This is a genomic window from Desulfobacter postgatei 2ac9, assembly GCF_000233695.2.
In the GTDB taxonomy this organism is placed as follows: domain Bacteria; phylum Desulfobacterota; class Desulfobacteria; order Desulfobacterales; family Desulfobacteraceae; genus Desulfobacter; species Desulfobacter postgatei.
Window position 1 is genome coordinate 1,631,125 of the sequence record NZ_CM001488.1, and the last position, 17,542, is coordinate 1,648,666.

14 protein-coding genes are annotated in these 17,542 nt (G+C 49.3%); 2 read left to right on the top strand and 12 right to left on the bottom strand.

All coding sequences use genetic code 11. From position 1 onward, the window contains the following. The first annotated feature begins 10 nt into the window (after window positions 1-10). On the top strand, window positions 11-1,018 hold the full coding sequence (locus DESPODRAFT_RS07475) for a hypothetical protein (protein ID WP_004072521.1): 1,008 nt from the start codon (window positions 11-13) through the stop codon (window positions 1,016-1,018). Here DESPODRAFT_RS07475 and efp read toward each other — a convergent pair. From efp to DESPODRAFT_RS07525, 10 genes are all read right to left on the bottom strand, one after another. Beyond that, window positions 969-1,532 (bottom strand): elongation factor P, encoded by a 564-nt coding sequence (gene efp / locus DESPODRAFT_RS07480; RefSeq protein ID WP_004072523.1) that lies wholly within the window; start codon window positions 1,530-1,532, stop codon window positions 969-971. The two genes, DESPODRAFT_RS07475 and efp, sit on opposite strands and share 50 nt — an antisense overlap. Before the next feature lie 67 nt (window positions 1,533-1,599). Next, window positions 1,600-2,922 (bottom strand): TolC family protein, encoded by a 1,323-nt coding sequence (locus DESPODRAFT_RS07485; RefSeq protein ID WP_004072525.1) that lies wholly within the window; start codon window positions 2,920-2,922, stop codon window positions 1,600-1,602. Window positions 2,923-2,926: 4 nt separating this feature from the next. Continuing rightward, complete coding sequence (locus DESPODRAFT_RS07490; RefSeq protein ID WP_004072526.1) at window positions 2,927-3,355, bottom strand: hypothetical protein; 429 nt, start codon at window positions 3,353-3,355, stop codon at window positions 2,927-2,929. 68 nt (window positions 3,356-3,423) lie between these two features. Beyond that, window positions 3,424-4,164: an NADH-quinone oxidoreductase subunit NuoB gene (gene nuoB, locus DESPODRAFT_RS07495; RefSeq protein WP_004072529.1), complete on the bottom strand. Its 741-nt coding sequence runs from the start codon at window positions 4,162-4,164 to the stop codon at window positions 3,424-3,426. A gap of 18 nt (window positions 4,165-4,182) precedes the next feature. Then, a complete protein-coding gene (locus DESPODRAFT_RS07500; RefSeq protein ID WP_004072531.1) occupies window positions 4,183-5,697 on the bottom strand; it encodes a hydrogenase large subunit in 1,515 nt (504 codons plus the stop codon). After that, window positions 5,694-7,118 carry a proton-conducting transporter transmembrane domain-containing protein gene (locus tag DESPODRAFT_RS07505; RefSeq protein WP_004072533.1) on the bottom strand — a complete coding sequence of 475 codons (1,425 nt, stop codon included), beginning with the start codon at window positions 7,116-7,118 and terminating at the stop codon, window positions 5,694-5,696. Before DESPODRAFT_RS07505 ends, DESPODRAFT_RS07500 begins: the two co-directional genes overlap by 4 nt. 3 nt (window positions 7,119-7,121) lie before the next feature. Next, window positions 7,122-7,766, bottom strand: coding sequence for an NADH-quinone oxidoreductase subunit K (locus tag DESPODRAFT_RS07510; protein WP_004072534.1), 645 nt, complete (start codon window positions 7,764-7,766; stop codon window positions 7,122-7,124). Then, on the bottom strand, window positions 7,763-8,683 hold the full coding sequence (locus DESPODRAFT_RS07515) for a respiratory chain complex I subunit 1 family protein (RefSeq protein WP_004072536.1): 921 nt from the start codon (window positions 8,681-8,683) through the stop codon (window positions 7,763-7,765). The genes DESPODRAFT_RS07510 and DESPODRAFT_RS07515 overlap by 4 nt, the downstream gene beginning before the upstream one ends. A gap of 43 nt (window positions 8,684-8,726) precedes the next feature. Further along, window positions 8,727-10,685, bottom strand: a complete 1,959-nt coding sequence (locus DESPODRAFT_RS07520; RefSeq protein ID WP_004072538.1) for a proton-conducting transporter transmembrane domain-containing protein — start codon at window positions 10,683-10,685, stop codon at window positions 8,727-8,729. A gap of 320 nt (window positions 10,686-11,005) precedes the next feature. Then, on the bottom strand, window positions 11,006-12,418 hold the full coding sequence (locus DESPODRAFT_RS07525; protein ID WP_004072540.1) for a hypothetical protein: 1,413 nt from the start codon (window positions 12,416-12,418) through the stop codon (window positions 11,006-11,008). A gap of 258 nt (window positions 12,419-12,676) precedes the next feature. Between DESPODRAFT_RS07525 and DESPODRAFT_RS07530 the strand changes: the two genes are divergently transcribed. Further along, complete coding sequence (locus DESPODRAFT_RS07530; protein ID WP_004072542.1) at window positions 12,677-14,623, top strand: molybdopterin-dependent oxidoreductase; 1,947 nt, start codon at window positions 12,677-12,679, stop codon at window positions 14,621-14,623. Window positions 14,624-14,702: 79 nt separating this feature from the next. On the opposite strand, the gene DESPODRAFT_RS07535 is transcribed toward DESPODRAFT_RS07530, so the two are convergent. Then, window positions 14,703-16,154, bottom strand: coding sequence for a TrkH family potassium uptake protein (locus DESPODRAFT_RS07535; protein WP_004072544.1), 1,452 nt, complete (start codon window positions 16,152-16,154; stop codon window positions 14,703-14,705). Then, complete coding sequence (trkA, locus tag DESPODRAFT_RS07540; protein WP_004072546.1) at window positions 16,154-17,518, bottom strand: Trk system potassium transporter TrkA; 1,365 nt, start codon at window positions 17,516-17,518, stop codon at window positions 16,154-16,156. The genes DESPODRAFT_RS07535 and trkA overlap by 1 nt, the downstream gene beginning before the upstream one ends. Window positions 17,519-17,542: the final 24 nt, after the last annotated feature.

The following is a 17,542-nucleotide window of genomic DNA, read 5'->3' on the forward strand; positions in this document are numbered from 1 at the left end:
CACAACACAGATGAAAATTATCGTTGGATTTTTCGGAGGATTCTGCGGCGCGGCTCTCTTATGGATCCTGCTGGTTATGGGGCAATTGGGCAACGCGACCCCTGACAGCCAGTGGGTGCGGCAGGCCTATGCGTATAAGCGGGCCCTATGCGACAAAATTTCAGGGTCCAAGATCGTGATTGTCGGCGGATCTGCCGCACTTTTTTCTATCAACTCCATTGCGCTGCAGGAGCGATATCACCGACCTGTTATCAATTTAGGGGTCAATGCAGGAGTTTCACTGCCTTATATACTTGAACAGGCAAAAGCCGTCCTTACCCCTGGCGATACCGCCCTGCTTCCTCTGGAATATCCCCTGTATAACTATAATTATACGATCAATCCGGTTATGGTGGATTTTTATCTTTCTGAACCCGGGCTTCTGGCAAAACAGGCGTGGCAGCTTCAGTTAAAATTATTGTTCGCTGTTACCCCCGAGCGTCTTATCCAGGGGTATCGGGGGATTCCCAGGGGATTCTCAGTTCAAGGGCTGTACGGCCCCCACCACATGAATGCCCATGGTGACCAAACCCACTCTGAAGTCGCAAGACAGTCCGAGAATCAAAAGGCAATCGTCAATTCACTGACTCCCCGGTACTATGGTAAGAATTTTTCAAAAAAAAATGAAGCCTGGAACCTTTTGACCGCTTTCCAGCACTGGGCTGACAGCCGGAACATTTGCCTGATATTCATCCCACCAGGTTTTCTATTTCAACAAGCCTATATAACAGATCCGGTGGAAAACCATTTTTATACCACGCTGCCCGCCCTTGCACGGAAAAAGGGGTTAACATACCTTGGCCGTCCCCTGGAATATATGTTTCCCCCCGACTACTATTTTGATACCCCCTATCACCTGACTGCCGAAGCAAGGCAAATATACACAACCCGAATCATCGAACTGATAGGACCGATCATGAATAAGGAAATTATTCACTCGCACGTTCAACGTATTCCCGGGTCCGGGTATCGATTTTAATCAACTGATTTTCATCGACAAAAGGAGGCACCTGGAGTTCAAACCCGGTTTCAACCGTGGCCGGCTTGGTGTCGCCAGTGGCCGTATCTCCCTTGGCCCAGGGTTCGGTGGAGGTGACTCGCAGGATTACAAAGTTGGGAAGTGTAACGCCAATGGGTTTCTGGTTATGCAGAAGCACGGTGCACAGGGTGTTTTCTTTGAGCAGATCCACGTTCTCTCCGATCTGTTCCTTAGTCAGCATGACTTGCTCGTAAGTGGTTGAATTCATAAAGCACCATCCATCCCGGTCTGAATACAGGTATTCCATATCCGCCTCTTCCAGGTCAACCTTTTCAAATTTATCACCGGAACGGTAGGTTCGTTCAAACTGGGAACCTGTGATCATATTTTTAAGTTTGCATTTATACAGGGACTGCCCCTTGCCCGGTTTTTTAAACTCAAAACCGACAATTACATGGGGATCTCCGTCAATATCGAGTTTAAGCCCTTTTTTCAAATCACTGGCTAAGTACATCCAAATCTCCTTAAAATTATAAAAAATAAAAGCCAACCCCTTGGGAAAGTAAGGGTTGGCTCAAAAATTATTCAATATCCTCTTTTCCTGTGTAAAATTTTAACTCAGAGACTGCCAGCTGGTAATCCAGCGTGGCACGGGTTTCGTTGGCCTGGGCACGCAGCAGCCGGTCCTGGGCATCCAAAAGGGAAGGAATCGTCGACAATCCAGCTTTAAGCCGGTTTTCTTCAACATCATAATATTCATTGGCTGCGGTCAGGCCTTCGGCACAGCTTTTAATTCTCTGCTTGGCCTCGTTCATTGAATAAAGGGCATTGTAGATACCCGTTGCAATGGCATTTTTGGCATCTTCAATAAGGGCGCTTATTTTTTGGGCTTGCGTATTGTATTTTTCTTTTTCATACCAGGCCCTTCCGCCGTCAAACAGGTCCCAGGATGCCGTCACCCCCCCTGACCAGTAGCGGTTTGTTTTATTCTGTTCCACCCACTGCTCGTATTCATCGTCACGGTCGTAATATCCGACATCGAATTTTACCGTGGGTAAATATTTCCCTATGGCAATTTTTGCATTTTTGTCTGCAATTTCAAGCTGATAGGCAAGGCTTTTTATGTCCGGCCGATTTTCAAGGGCATATTTTAAACTGTCATCAAAGACAGGCTCCGTTGCCAGCAAAGGGTTCAACCGTCCGGAAAATTCAATGGCCGGATCCATCGTCTGATTCATCAGGGCGAATAATTCCACCCGCTGCCTGTTCACATCATTTTTGGCTATTTTGTAAAGATCCTGGGCATCGGCCAAATCCACCCGGGCCTGAAGCACATTCACCCAGGGCACCAGCTCTCTTTTTAAAAAGGCTTCAGCCGATTTAACACTTTCAGTCAGGCGGTTGACGGATTCCTGGGTTGTGATCACATCCTGTTTGGCCTTCATCAGTTTGTAAAAAGTGGTTTCGATCCGGTAAGCCAGCTCCATACCGGCAAGCTCCATTTCGGTTTTGGCCAGCTCTTCCGAAATACGGGCACGCTGGTAGGTGTTTGTAATGCGTGAGCCTGCATAAAGAATCTGGGTCAGTCGAATGCTGAAAGAGCGGACATCTTTGTCGACATAATCGGGGTCAGAAGATCCCTTGGCACTGATACTTCTGATGGGGGTCATCGAGTACGAGGAGGAAACAGAAGGCAAAAAATCAGCCCTGGCTTCCTTGATGCCGTGGGTGCTTATATCAACGTCAAAGCGTGAAGCCTTAAGGGACGGGTTGTTTTCCATCCCTGCCTTCAAGCATTGCGCCAGGGTCATTTTCTGTTCTCCTGCCCAGGCCGGACCCGTCGCAGCCCCCAAAAAAAGCGTCAACATCAATCCAAAACCAATATAAGAACCAAACCGTTTCACGTTGCTACTTAGCCTCCGATTGTAATTTAATCATCCAAGATGTCCAAGAATGAACATAAGTATCAGACATTTCCTTTGACCGCAAGTCTATCCAGGATTCAAGGATATCTTCCCATTGTCTTGAAGAGAGCTGTATAATATTTTTTGTCTCATCGGAGATGGGGAAAAAATCATCGCCTCGGCATATTTCCTTGTGATGCAAAATTACCATATCGAAAATGGACCTGATATAGAACAGGCGGGCTGCAGTGCGTAGGGGAAAGTCTGATTTGACGGCCCAGTGCCTGAACCTTTCAAGGGATTGCTGGGGCAATGCAACCATCTGGGAGGTGTCGTCGGTGGTGCATATTCTGAAAATATGGGCAAGGTGCCTGCGCAGGGGGACCGGCAGGTCGTCAAACCATTGTAAAAAAGCGTCCAGGGGTGTAATCACAATATCCTCATGTGCTTATGTACTTACCGGGCCATGCGTTGATTCCCCCCAAAAAAAGTCAAACAGAATTATTTAAAAAAGGAGAGCAGCGCGTGAAGGTTGGTCATGGGATGGGGCGGGCATCCCGGGATAAACAGATCCACCGGCAGGATCTTATCCAGCCCCTCGGTAATTTCCGGGCTTCCGGTGAACGGGCCGCCGCTGATGGTGCATGAGCCTACGGCAATGACCACCTTCGGCGCCGGTGTGGCCTCATAGGTCTGGAGCAGGGCTGTTTTCATGTTTCTGGATACTGGGCCCGTGACCACAATCCCATCGGCATGACGGGGAGAGGCGACAAAGTTTATGCCAAATCTGCCCAGATCGAAAAACGGCGTGGCCAGAACGTTGAGGTCAGCCTCACAGGCATTGCATCCGGCCGCTGACACCTGGCGAAGTTGCAGGGAGCGTCCAAACAATTTTTTAAAATGCTGCTTGGCGTGTTCGGCCAAAGCAGGCAGATCACCTGATGTTATCAGATCAGCCCGTTGAGACGTTGAAATTTCATAGTCATTGGTAAACTTGATCTGTCCGTTTGAGGTGTTCTCACAGGTCCCGCAAAATACGCACCGGCCCATGTCGATCTTTTTATTCTGCACATCTATGGCGTCCTGGGGGCAGGATGCGGCACATGCTTTAAGGATTGCCGTGGAAATATTATCCTGGATAACGGGTCTGCCTCGGTAGCGGGGAAATACCTTGACCTTTTCTTCGGGATACCGGTTGGTCCGGCAGCCTTGTTCAAATCTGTTTTTCAGTACACTGAGCATATAATGTTCTCCGCTTTTTTAAAGATCAAATCCGCAATAGGATAGATTGAAGCTTTTGTTGTTTAAGGGGAAATCCGATATCCCGGTATCTCTGAGCGCCATGGCCAGACCGTTCCAGTTGTGAAAGGAAGGATCCTTGATCTTGTACCTTAGGATTTTTCCATTTTCATCGGTCAGAACAGCATGGGAGACTTCCCCCCGCCAGGCCTCATTCAGGGCCACGGAAAAGCTTGAAGCCGGCAGGTCGTAGGCCATGCCATCGCTTACACACCGGGTTTCGACGGGGATGGCGGCCAATGATTCAATTATTTGAAGAGACTGGTGGATTTCATCATACCTGACCCGGGCCCTGGCATAGACGTCACCCGTGGCTTTTTTATTTTTCGGTATGTCGATGTGCGGGTAGTGTTCCGTGGGGAAACACCGTCTCACGTCGTAGGCCATGCCGCTGGCCCGGCCGGCAGGCCCCACCAGCCCGAGATGATCGGCATCTTCATGACTCACGGCTCCGCATCCCTCAAATCTGGCCCGGACGGTGACAGCGTTGAAGAGAAGCTCCAATACGTGTGTCACTTCGGGCCGAAGTTCTGCCAGGCGATCGTTGAGCACTCTTCTTATCTCATTGGACAGGGAAAACCGGACCCCACCCGGCCGGACCAGGCCCTTGCCGAATCGGTTCCCGCAAATCAAGAGGGATAAGTTGAGAAAATCTCCTCTGATCCTGCCAAAATAGTTGGCAGGCGGCAGAAAGGCAACGTCGCCGCTAAGCGCTCCGAGATCTCCGATGTGGTTTGCCAAACGTTCCAGTTCAAGGGCAATGGTTCGGATGACCTGCGCCCCCTGATCCGGTTGAATTTCGGTCAGTGCCTCCAGGTTCTGGGCCATGCACAGGCTATGGCCGATGGTCGTATCGCCTGCAATGTTTTCCCCAAGGATGGGAAGCCGCTTGTCCGGGACCTGCGTAAGCTGTTTTTCAATGCCCCGGTGCTGGTATCCCAGTTGGATTTCCAGGTGCAGGACACGTTCACCGATGCAGTTGAACCTGAAATGGCCCGGTTCGATAACCCCGGCATGGACCGGCCCCACAGCCACTTCGTGGATCTCCTCGCCCTCTACCTGGTAATACGTATAATTTCCCGGGATGTCCTGAGTGTAGTCATTGCCGAACACATCAGCCGTCCCGTCGGAGTAATTGGGATGGTATCGGACCATTTTTAGCCAGGGATGGCCCTGGGGGCGGATGCCGTATTGCTCTGCCATTTCCCGTTCAAACAGGTGAAAAGGTTCGCAGATTCGGGTGAATGAGGGATAGGGGTCCGGCACATCACAGCCGGCCACAAAAAGTTTGTCGGTCCGCAACACCGCCAAAAGTTTTAAACGGTTCTTGTCCGGGTAGGCAAAATACTGAACAACTTTTCCTCCGTCGGTCACCATGTCCAGGGCCTGGGTCCGGAATTCATCAAAAGAAAGATGGGGAATCTCCTTTCGACAGACTTTTTCGGCGTTTGAAATCTGTAAAAAAGCGTTGCTCATCTAAGTCCTCCGCCAATGGCTGATATCGCATCGGATATGGTTTGATTCAATGAATCAGGTATAAAGAAACACAAGATCAGTGAAGTCAGGAGTAATAAATACTGGGGCAAGACCATACTGGCCCTTTCTTGAATTTTAATTTCCGTGCTGCATTCTTCAAAACAAATTTTCATAACCTGATTGCCAAATCCTGCAAAAATAACGCACAGACTAAGGATGAAAACGGTGACAGCCACATAGGAACCGGACCTGAAGGCGGCAATGATAATGCAAAGTTCCCCGATAAAAATGCCGAAAGGCGGTAAACCGGAAATCCCGGCAAATCCTGCAAAAAAGGCCACAAAGGTTCGGGGCATACCCTTGACCAGGTTTCCGGTATTTTTGATCAGCCGGTTTCCGTATCCCAAAAGAATATTGCCCGAGGAGAGAAACAAAGAGGACTTGATCAGGCTGTGATGGAGCATGCAGATCACCGCACCATATACCCCTAAGCCGCCCACACCGGTTCCGAATGCAATGATACCCATATTCTCGATACTGGAATAGGCCAGCATCCGTTTGTATTCGTTCTGTTTGAGTATAAAGGTGGCTGCGGCCAAAATGGATAACAGGCCGAACACCATGAGAATTCCGCCTGAAAAATCTTCAAGTCCTGCCGCCACCATAATCTTATTGGTTTTGAAAATCCCCAGATAAGCGCAGTTGAGCAACACCCCTGACAAGAGGGCCGATGCAGGACTCGGGGCCTCACTGTGGGCATCGGGCAGCCAGGTGTGCATGGGCGCAAGTCCCATCTTGGTGCCGTATCCCACCAGGATAAAGACAAATCCGGCCTTGAGCCACAATGGATTCAGGGTTTTGGCCACCCCGGCCAGGGCGGAAAAAGACAGTGGCGTATCTGTATTTCCCTGGCCCATGGAAAAAGCCACCAGAACAGACCCCAAAAGGGCCATGGCAATGCCCACCGAACAGATGAGAACATACTTCCAGGTTGCCTCAAGGGAGGCTGCCGAGCGATGGGTGTTGATCAAAGGGGCACTTGCCAGAGTTGTCGCCTCAATGGCGATCCACATAACCATGATATGGTCGGACAGAGTGACCATGGTCATGGTGGATAAAAATACCAGCATGGCGCCGGTAAAAAGCCTCTCGGACTGGATCTTGCTTTCTCTGAGAAAGCCCACGGTGTAAATGGATATCAAAAAGAACAGCAGGGAGATTACCAGCAGGGAGAGCATACCTTCGGGCGTCACTGCAAAATATTGATCGAAAATCGCGCGGGGTTGATCTCTCCACAGCATCAACGAAAGCGTTAAATGAGCCGCTCCGGTCAGTACCAGCAGGCACCGGCCAATAATTTTGGGTAGAAAAAATGTGCCAAGACCGGTAATAAAAGGGGTCAGAAATACTATTTCAACCATACTCTAATCCTTTAACGTTCTGAGCAACGCCGTATCCACGTCGTCAAAGGTCTGTTTAATATTACGGAGGATCACGGCCATAATCATAACTCCGGCCAGAACGTCCAGCAAAATACCGAATTCAACAATATGGCGGGTACTGACGGACAAACCCGACCCAAGCAGGTGAATCCCGTTTTCCATCATGATATAGCCGATGACCATGGCAATGGCGTTTCTCCGGGCCATGAGCAGAAACATTCCCGTTGCCAAAAGGGCAATGCCTGCAGGCTCCAAAAGTTTAAACCCGTTCACGGATCCGATATCCAGGCGTCCGGAAATATAGGTCGCGCCGATAATCACCGCCAGACCGCACAAGATGGAGGCATGATATCCCACAATGGGCTCAACGACTCTTCGGATGGTTCCCTTCCTGATGGCCACAAAAATACTCAAAGGGATAATAATTCCCCGGATGAGCAGGGTGGCCAGGGTAAACACCGTGCCGCCGCCACTCACATGATCACCAATGAAAAAGGGAATAATTGAAATCACGACGCCCTGGAATCCCAGCAGTTTGATCAGTATCAGGACCCGGTCGGTGGCGAATGAAAACAGAACTGACAGCAGCACAAAGGACAGAATTATGTCCACTGGATTGTACATCATTTTACAAACTCCAAGGTGATGATGGTTGCAAAAAAGGCCAGGGCAAAGGAGGTCAGCACAAATTTTGGCACCTTGTCCATCCGGTACCTGGCAGTTATCGACTCTGTTACACCCACAGCTACGTAGACAATCAGAAGGCCTGCGATATACATTACTATCGGGAATCCGAATATCGCGGATTCAAAGGGAACAATCATCCTTGAAATAATGGTGGAATAGAACATGAGCTTGCAGAAAGAGCCGAGTTCAATAAGCCCGAAATCCGGGCCGCTGTGATCCAGGACCATGACTTCATGGATCATGGTCAGTTCCAGGTGAGTGGCCGGGTCATCCACCGGAACTCTGGAATTTTCAGTCAGCAGAATGATAAACAACGAGAGTACAATGAACACCAACGGTGCGCCTGCCAAACGCCACAGGTTTTGGGTGCTGCTGCCTGCAAAGTAGGCGGACAATTGCAGCTCCCCGGTGATCCGGTAAAAAAAGATCAGGATCATAAACATGGCAGCCTCACAGATAATGGGAAAATACGCTTCTCTGGCCGCGCCCATACCTTCAAAGGGAGATGCGGTATCCATGGCCGCCGCAATGGTGAAAAACCGGCCAAGCCCCAGAACATACAGGACGAAAATTACATCCCCGTTAAAGGAGAACACGGGATTGAACCCTGCAATGGGCAGAAACATGAGAACCGTGATTGAGGCGGCAAGGGAGATCACCGGACCCAGCTTAAACACGAAGGTGGTGCTGCTGCTGTAAACCGATCCCTTTTTAAACAGTTTGATCAGGGTGTAGTAATTGATCAAAATGGGCGGTCCCTTTTTCCCCCCGAAAAATGCCTTGATCTTGAGGATCAGGCCTGAAAAAAACGGTGCTGCCAGAATGGCTGCAAGCCAGAGTGAAATGGATTGAATCATGGAATTACTCCTTAACGCTATTAGCCTTTAGCTGCTGTTGTGTTCATATAAAAAAGAGCAGCAATACAATTGCCAGCAAAATATATCCGATATAGAGATGAATATCCCCGTGCTGCATCCACCGAAGCTTGTCAAACAGGTAAAAAACAGGACGGACAACCGCATTTTTCATGTGAAGTTCTGCAATGTCGTTGACATGGCTGTGGTAATGGGTTTTTAACGGAAACCGTCCCTTGATGGGCGGATGGTCCTCGGACAGCGGTGCAGCGGCACTGAAAAATTCTAAAATGGACCCGGCATAGGAAGATCCCGTATACTGCATTTTAACCGTTGGCTGGGTAAAGCCGCAACCCCATGTTCCGGATGTCGGGGTCGTTTTATTTTTGTAGTAGATTGACCGGATGCCCATGACAATCAGGACAATCACAAAGAACAGCAGGGCCGCAAAGGTGATGTTCCCCGTTATCTGACCAAAGGGCTCTACAGGTAACCGGGCGTAGTCAAGGCCTAACGCCTGAACTGCCGTTAAGGCCATTTGGATGAACACCTTTGGAAACACACCGATGATGACGCAGGCTGCCGCAAGGACGCCCATGGGAATCATCATGGCCAAGCCGTTTTCTTTGGTATTTTCGGCGGCTTTGGTCCGGGGTTCTCCCTGGAAGACCACCCCGACGACCTTGGTAAAACAGGCCAGGGCCAGTCCGCCGATAACGGCCAGGCTGATGATTGCAAATACGCTCATGGCAAAGCTTATGGACCCCAGGGGGATGGCCTTGAAACTGCCCATATAGATGAGAAATTCACTGACAAATCCATTAAAGGGCGGCAGGCCACAAATGGCCAAAGAGGCGATGATGAATGTGCTTCCGGTAATTTTCATGCCCTTGAGCAGTCCGCCCAGGGCGTCAATGGACCGGGTGCCGGTCTGGTGCAGCACCATGCCCGCCCCCATGAACAGCAGGGATTTAAACACCGAGTGGTTCAGAACATGAAGAATGCCACCGGCAAAGCCAAGAACAGCAACCAGGGGATTACCCGTTGCCGCACCGATCATCCCCATTCCCAAGCCGATGAGGATGATTCCGATATTCTCCATACTGCTATAGGCTAAAAGCCGCTTGATATCGTCCTGGCCCAGGGCATAAACCACCCCCAGAATCCCGGAAACCACGCCGGCGATCAGGGTAATGTACCCGAAAACAGGGGAGTGAAAATCCAGGATCGCGTAAACCCGCAATATCCCGTAAATGCCGGTCTTGATCATCACCCCGGACATCACCGCTGATATATGGCTGGGGGCCGCAGGATGGGCATGGGGCAGCCAGATATGAAAGGGAAAGACGCCGGCTTTGGAGCCGAATCCGATAAAGGAGAGTACAAAAATTACTATTTTTATTGTTTCAGGCACATCGGCCATGGAAGCGAATTCAAAGCTGCCGGTGTGCCCGTAAATCAGCCCAAATGCGGCAAGGATGAACATGGCGCCCACATGGGAAAAGACAAAGTAAAGGTAACCGGCTTTTCTGTTTTCGGCTGACTCATGGCCGTAAATCACCAGAAAAAAGGAGGACAGGGACATAATTTCCCATGAAATCATGAACGTAATGATATTGGCGGCGGTCACCACTAGGGCCATGGACGAAATCAGGATACTGAAGAAAAAGTAATTGACCCCGGTTTTAATGCCGCCTGCTTCACTTTCCATGTAGTGGAAACTGTAAATGGCGGCCATCATAGAAACGGCGAATATGGCAGTCAGGAAAAAGGCGGAGAGGCCGTCAACATGAAAAGAAAGTGAAAAGAGGTCCAAATACTTGAAAGAGGCCGAGGCCCCGGTTGTATTTAGAAGTTTATCTGCGGCATCAATCAGTCCTAAGAGAGATCCCCCGCTGAGAAACAACACGGCAATGCCTTTTGAAAACTTCTTCTGCCGCGCAAAAACAAGCGCTAAAAAACCTCCAAGCAGAATGATGAGTGTGGAACTAAAAAATTGACACATACCTTCCCCAATTTATTTTTTTCTATTTGTATTTTTCTATCGTCAAGCCCCCTGCTGGAAAAAATTCATTGGTATGTACATGCTGTTTTTACGACTTGTCAAGGAAATTGTAACGGAATGTAATAATTTCACAGCCTGAAATGTAATTATTTCCACTTTTTAAATAGATCATGCTGAGAATTGAATGGCATATTTGTAAAGACGGTTATTCCGGTATCTATTTTGGGCAAAGCGTGCAGATCTCATTATGCACGCTTTGCCTCGTCTTGAATACAATTGAAAATTCGGCGCAATGTGTACAGGTTATTTCGACTCGATACCTAAGGCTTGATTCTTATGGATGGATACAAACCCTTTCGTTCCCCTGTCCGGTAAGGCTGGATAATATTATAGGAGATGTTCTGGTCATCCTGGGCGTGCCCTCTGTTTTCTCCGTCCTTAAATAATGCCCCATTATCCTTAAGGATCTTCTTTAAGCGATCCTTGAAAGATCCGATAAACACAGCACCTTTTCCTGAAAAGGTCATCGTCCCTACAGTCAAGCTTTCCCTGATTTCGGCCAACGCATCCAGCGAAATGGTATGGGTGGCAAGGTCCTCCGGGGATTGGATATATCCCCATACCAAATGTTCGTTAGGAATCTCTATGGGCATACTTGGGTTGATGATGGTGTGGGGCATAATAATACAGCCTTCACCAATTTTAATCCGTTCGTCGGATCTACCGTTTAAAAAGGAGTTGAATCCCACAAAACATTCCTGGCCGACATCGGCATGGATGATTTTGCCGCCATGGGTTGTAATGCAATTGCCTTGCAGGACGGAGTCAATAATATAGGAATTTTCCTGGGCATTGGACCCGTCCCCCATGGTTGCATCCTGGAGAAAGGCTCTTTGGGCTACCAGGACGTTTTCGCCAATACGGGTTTTTCCCTTGATCACAGCGTATCGATTGACTGCAGAACTACCCGGGACTTCAAAGGGTTCTAAGTGCATGACCTCGAATAACCGCTCAAATTCCTGATCCCGGGCCCTGACAAAATCGTAAATTACCCCCCGGGGCTGGTGGGTATCATTCACCCCTACAAAATTTTCAAGGATGGTGTTCTTAAACCTGTATTTAAACTCAAAATGGGGGTTTTTGATCCAGATGGTGCCGGGATCAATTTTGCGGTGAAAAAGTTCTCCAACCTGAACATAGGAAAACTCTCCCACGATACACGAATGCAGGTTCATTAAATCGACGGTGGCAAAGGGCCCTAGAAAACAGCCTTCCAGGGTGGATCCGTGGATGTTGGCGTAGTGGGCGGAAATGGTGTTTCGGATACTAAACAATTCGGGACTTTCAGGGTTGTGGGAATTGCTGTGGACCAGGGTTTTATAAAGCAGGCTGTCCAGAATGGAGATCATTTCATCCTCAACCAGGGGGATGTCCTTGGCCGATTTTATGCAATCGCCTTCTCTTTTGAGTTCATCTCCCCGGACATCGCTCTTATAAATAGCGGACCGTCCCACATAACATTTTCCTAAAAAATAACTGCCTGCGATATTGGAATTTTTAAAATTAAAATAAAGGGGATGGCGGGAGGTAATGCCGTAAAATGCATAGAATTCGAGCATCTTTTCATGATCAAGCGCATGGTTGACAAAAGTTGCCGTGTCAAACTCAAACTCCATTAAATTAGCATTTACACGGCTGATAATCCGGTCGCTGAGTTGCTGTAACGGGTTCATATTGTATCCTGTCTTTTAAAATTGTTAATTTCAGGATTTTTCTAATCATTAGAGAAAATCCGGGGCTCGATGTTAAGGAGCGTGTCTGTAATTCAATTTACAATCCTTGATGTTAAAACGGTTTAAAACTCAAAAATTTATATCACAGAAACCATCAGGTGACAATATTTTAGACGGCTATTAACAACTTGCCCTGCATTCAATATTGTTTTACAACCCATCTCAAGGGGAGAAAAACATGAGAGCAAAGGCACGGATATGAGCGATATCAAAAAAATCATTACCACCTGCACCAGGGACTGCCCTAACACTTGCGGACTTGAAGCCACGGTTGAAAACGGCCGTCTGGTGCGTCTGACCGGATCGAAAAATCATCCGCTGACCCGGGGGATGGCCTGTCACAAGGCGTTAAAATACATTGACCGGGTTTACAGCAAGGAGCGCATCACAAAACCCATGATGCGTGGCGCATCAGGCCGGCGCGAGGTCTTATGGGATGAGGCCCTGGATCTCATTGCCGAAAAAATGAAAACGATCCGTGATGAGGATGGACCCCAAGCCATTCTCTACTATCAGGGCTATGGGGAAAGAACCGCTCTCAAACTGCTCAACAAGTGTTTTTTTAACATGTTCGGGGGGGTCACTACCCTGCACGGGTCACTGTGCGGAGGTACCGGTCAGGCATCCCAGAATATGGACTTGGGAAACCGCATCTCCCATGACCCTTTGGACCATTACAACTCCAGGGCCATGATCCTCTGGGGCAGGAACCCTGCAACCACACAGATCGGACTGGTTCCCATTATCAAAGAGATAAAGAAAAAAGGCGGCCGGATCATCACCATTGATCCCTTCCGTAACCGGAGCGCCGCCCTTTCCGACCGCCATATCGCGCCAGCTCCGAATATGGATGCATATCTGGCCATGGCTGCCGCAAAAATTTTGATCGACCGGGGTGCTCATGATATTGATTTTCTTTCCCATCACAGTGCAGGTTACACTGCATACAAAGCCATTCTTGATCGCTACAGGGTAGATAAATTATGTTACCTTGCCGGTGTTTCCGGAGAAGATGCCCAGTACATCGCAGACACGCTGATCAACTTCAAACCCACGTCGATCCTTCTGGGCTGGGGGCTTCACCGTCACAAAGAGGCCCATTTCACCATCCGCGCCATTGATGCGTTAGGGGCTGTTTCAGGCAATATCGGTGTGGAAGGCGGAGGGGTCAGCCAGGGGTTCGAAGAATACGGTCCCTATGATCCGAAGTGCTGGGGAGACCAGCTCAATCCCGGACGTCGAACGATTTTGATGCCCTATGTGGGGGAAGAACTTTTAAACGCCCAAAACCCTCCGATTCGAATGGTTTACGTAACGGCGGCCAACCCGGTCTGCATGGCCCCTAATTCCGCGCTTGTGGCAGAAGCATTGAAGCGCATGGAGTTCGTGGTTTACAGCGGTCACTTTTTGGATGATACCGCAGAACTGGCCGATGTGTTCCTGCCGGCCACCACCTTTCTTGAAGAATATGATGTGATGGCAAGTTATGGCCATAACTATGTGGGTCCGGTCAACCCGGCCATTGAGCCCGTGGGCGACTGCAGAAGCGAATTTCAGATGTTCACGGAACTTGCCAAACGGTTTTCCTTTAAAGATCAGTACTGCAAAAGCGCCGATGCCTGGCTCGCCGAGATATGCGCGCCGATCAAAGCCTGGGGAGGCGATCTGGATGAACTGAGGCACACCCCCTTTCGAGTCCCGGAACCCATGGCGCCTTACCTTGACAAAGTCTTTGCCACCCCTTCGGGGAAATTCGAATTCATGACCCAATTCGATGGGGATCTCCTCAAAAAGGATGATGAAACATATCCATACACCCTGTTGAGTGTCGCACCCTTCGATTATATCTGCTCCGAACGAACCCTTGCAGACCATCCGCCATTGCCGGAGGTACGCCTGCACCCTGCTGAAGCTGAAAAATTAGGCCTTGCAGACGGCCGACCCGTAATAGTTAAAAGCCCCATAGGACGTGTGAAGGCCCTGCTTCGCATTGATGCATCCACAAGACGGGACTGTCTGGTCACCGAACGCGGCGGGTGGATCAAAGCCGGCCATGGGTTGAACAGGCTTACAGCTGAAATGGTCAGCACGGTGGGTAACGGGACGCCCTATTACGATACCCGGGTCACGCTCTGTCGTGTTTGAACGAAAAGTCACCCATCTGCGCCTTGCATCTGGGCAACTTTTCGTCCAACCACGGGTTCCCGCTAAGTCGTGTTTCCAACTATTGTTTCCAGAATTCAGGGACCAGAAGTATGATTACGGTATAAATTTCCAGTCGTCCTGCCAGCATACACCAGGAGAGAAGCCATTTGCCGGCCTGGGGCAGGTGTGCAAAGTTTTCCACCGGTCCCACAGTGCCGAAACCCGGTCCGATGTTGCCGATGCACGAGGCCACGGCCCCTAAAGAGGTCAATAGATCCACACCCAGTGCGGATAGAAGCGTTGTGGCCATGACAAAAATCAGAATGTATAAGGCGATAAATCCCAGGATGGAGCGCAGCAGCTCTTCGGGAATCAGGGCATTGTTCAGTTTGATATGGCTGACACTTCGGGGATGGATCAGCTTGAACAGTTCCCGGTAGCAGTATTTAATGCAGACCATAATCCTGGCGCACTTCATGCCGCCGCCCGTGGAGCCGGCACTGGCACCGATGAACATACCAAAGAATAAAAGAACCTGGGACAACCCCGGGAATAATTCATAATCAGCCGTGGCATAGCCTGTGGTGGTTACAATGGAAACAACCTGGAATATGGCGAACCTGAAGGCTTTGGAAAAGTTGTCATACACTGGCCCCCAGGTATTCAGTGTAATTATCAGGGTGCCCACAAGTACCGTGTACAAAAAAAAACGGCATTCAGCATCTTTCCAGAACGCAAGCCCATTGCCCCTCAAAATCTGGTAATGCAGAGAAAAGTTGATCCCTGCAAGCAACATAAATATGGTAATTGTATAGTCAAAATAGGCGGAATCATAGTGGGCAATGGAGAGATTTTTAGGTGAAAATCCGCCGGTAGGCAGCGTGGTCAGGGCGTGGCATACCGATTCGAACAGATTCATTCCTCCGAAATAAAGGAAAAGGATGAGCAACAGCGTCATGCCTGCATAGACAATCCAGAGAATTTTGGCGGAATCAGACAAGCGGGGGGTAAGTTTGTCAGGTACCGGACTTGGCACCTCGGCTTTATACAGCTGGATGCCGCCTACCCCGAGAAACGGCAGAATGGCCAGGGAGAGGACAATAATGCCCATGCCACCCAGCCATTGAATCAGGCTTCGCCAAAGCAAAAGACTGGGGGCTGCCCCTTCAATGTTCGTCATCACCGATGAGCCCGTGGTGGTGAATCCGGAGACGGATTCAAAAAAGGCATCTGTATACGTAGAAAAATCCGGGGCCAGAAAAAAGGGCAGGGCACCGAAAAGACCAATGCCTAGCCATCCTAATGCCACAACGGCGATGCCTTCCCTCTGGTTGATATAATCATGATTCCCGGCTTTTTTGGAAATAACGACCATAATCGCGCCCATAATTGTGGTTACGGCCATGGCCGTTAGGTGTCCTTGATGAGCCCCGTCTTTGAAAAACAGGCTGCAGCCCAAAGGCAGGGTCATGCAAAGTCCCAGTACAAAAAGAAGGACGCCGATGATCCGTATGATAAAAGGCCAGCGCATCAGAAAAAACCAAGCTTTACAGTGAGCATTTTTTCAAGTTTTTTCACCGCTGCCAGGATCGCAAATAAAATAATGCGGTCCCCTGCCTCTACCCGGCTCTCTCCTGTGGGGATAATGATTTCATCCTGGCGGATGATACAGACCAGCAGTGTCCCTTTGGGAAAGGAGATATCTTTGATAGGCCCTTTGGTGATGGTTGAGGATGCCAGGGCAACCGCTTCAATAAATTCACCTTGTTCACCATAAATGGAAATGTCCGAAATCACATTGCCCTGGCGTATATCCTGCAAAATTGAGGAAACCGCCGATATCCTGGGACTGACCACTTTTTCAATGCCGATGGTCGACAATAAAGGATAATAGCTTGCTTTACTGATGCGGGTGATGGTGTTGTCCACACCCATATTTTTTGCCAGAAGGGATACAAGGATATTGGTTTCATCGTCATTGGTTACCGTGACCACCGCATCCATTTGGCTGATGTTTTCTTCCATGAACAGCTTCTGGTCTCCGCCGTCACCGTGGAGTACCACGGTTTTCGCCATTTTCATGGAAAGATCGTTGCACCGGTCTATACTGGACTCAACAATTTTGACTTGAATATTGTCCTGCTCAAGGGACTGGCTAAGTTTGAAACCGATGCGTCCGCCACCCACGATAAGTACTTTTTTGACTGGTCTGACCGTTACCCCTAAAAGCTCCAGGGTTTTTTCAAGTTTTTCTGTGTCACATACAAAATAGATCAGGTCCCCTGCCATGGACCTGTCTTTGCCCCTGGGCACAATGACTTTATTGTTCCGGATGATGGCGGCGAGCAAAGGGCGTTCATGACCAAAAATATGGTGAAAATCGGATAGTTCCATTCCGGCTATGGGGGATGTTTCTGACAGCCGTATACCCACATATTTGACACGACCGTTAACGAATTCGCCTTTATCCACGGCTCCTGGAATGGTCATCAGTTTTCTGATGGTTTTGACAACCTCGGCTTCGGGGTTGATGATGTTGTCAATGTGCGGGGGTTCATTTTTAAGGCTGGCATGAAAAGGGATAAAGCCTTCATTGCGCAAACGGACCAGTTTTCTGGTCATGGGCGAAATCTGGTTGGCGATCAGGCAGGATACGATATTGATTTCATCACTGTCTGTGACGGCCAGAAGAATATCCGCTTCAACAACTCCGGCCTCCCGCAGGGTATCGGGGTTGCTGCCCGATCCAGTTACGACCTTGACATCGAGGTCTTCAGCAATCTTTCTGGTGGCATGTGCGTCCACATCAACCACCACAACATTCTTGCTTTCAAGGGCCAATCGGCTGGCAATGTTGTAACCCACGGCCCCGGCACCGACTATTATTATTTTCAAATGAAAACTCCTGGTTGAATATCA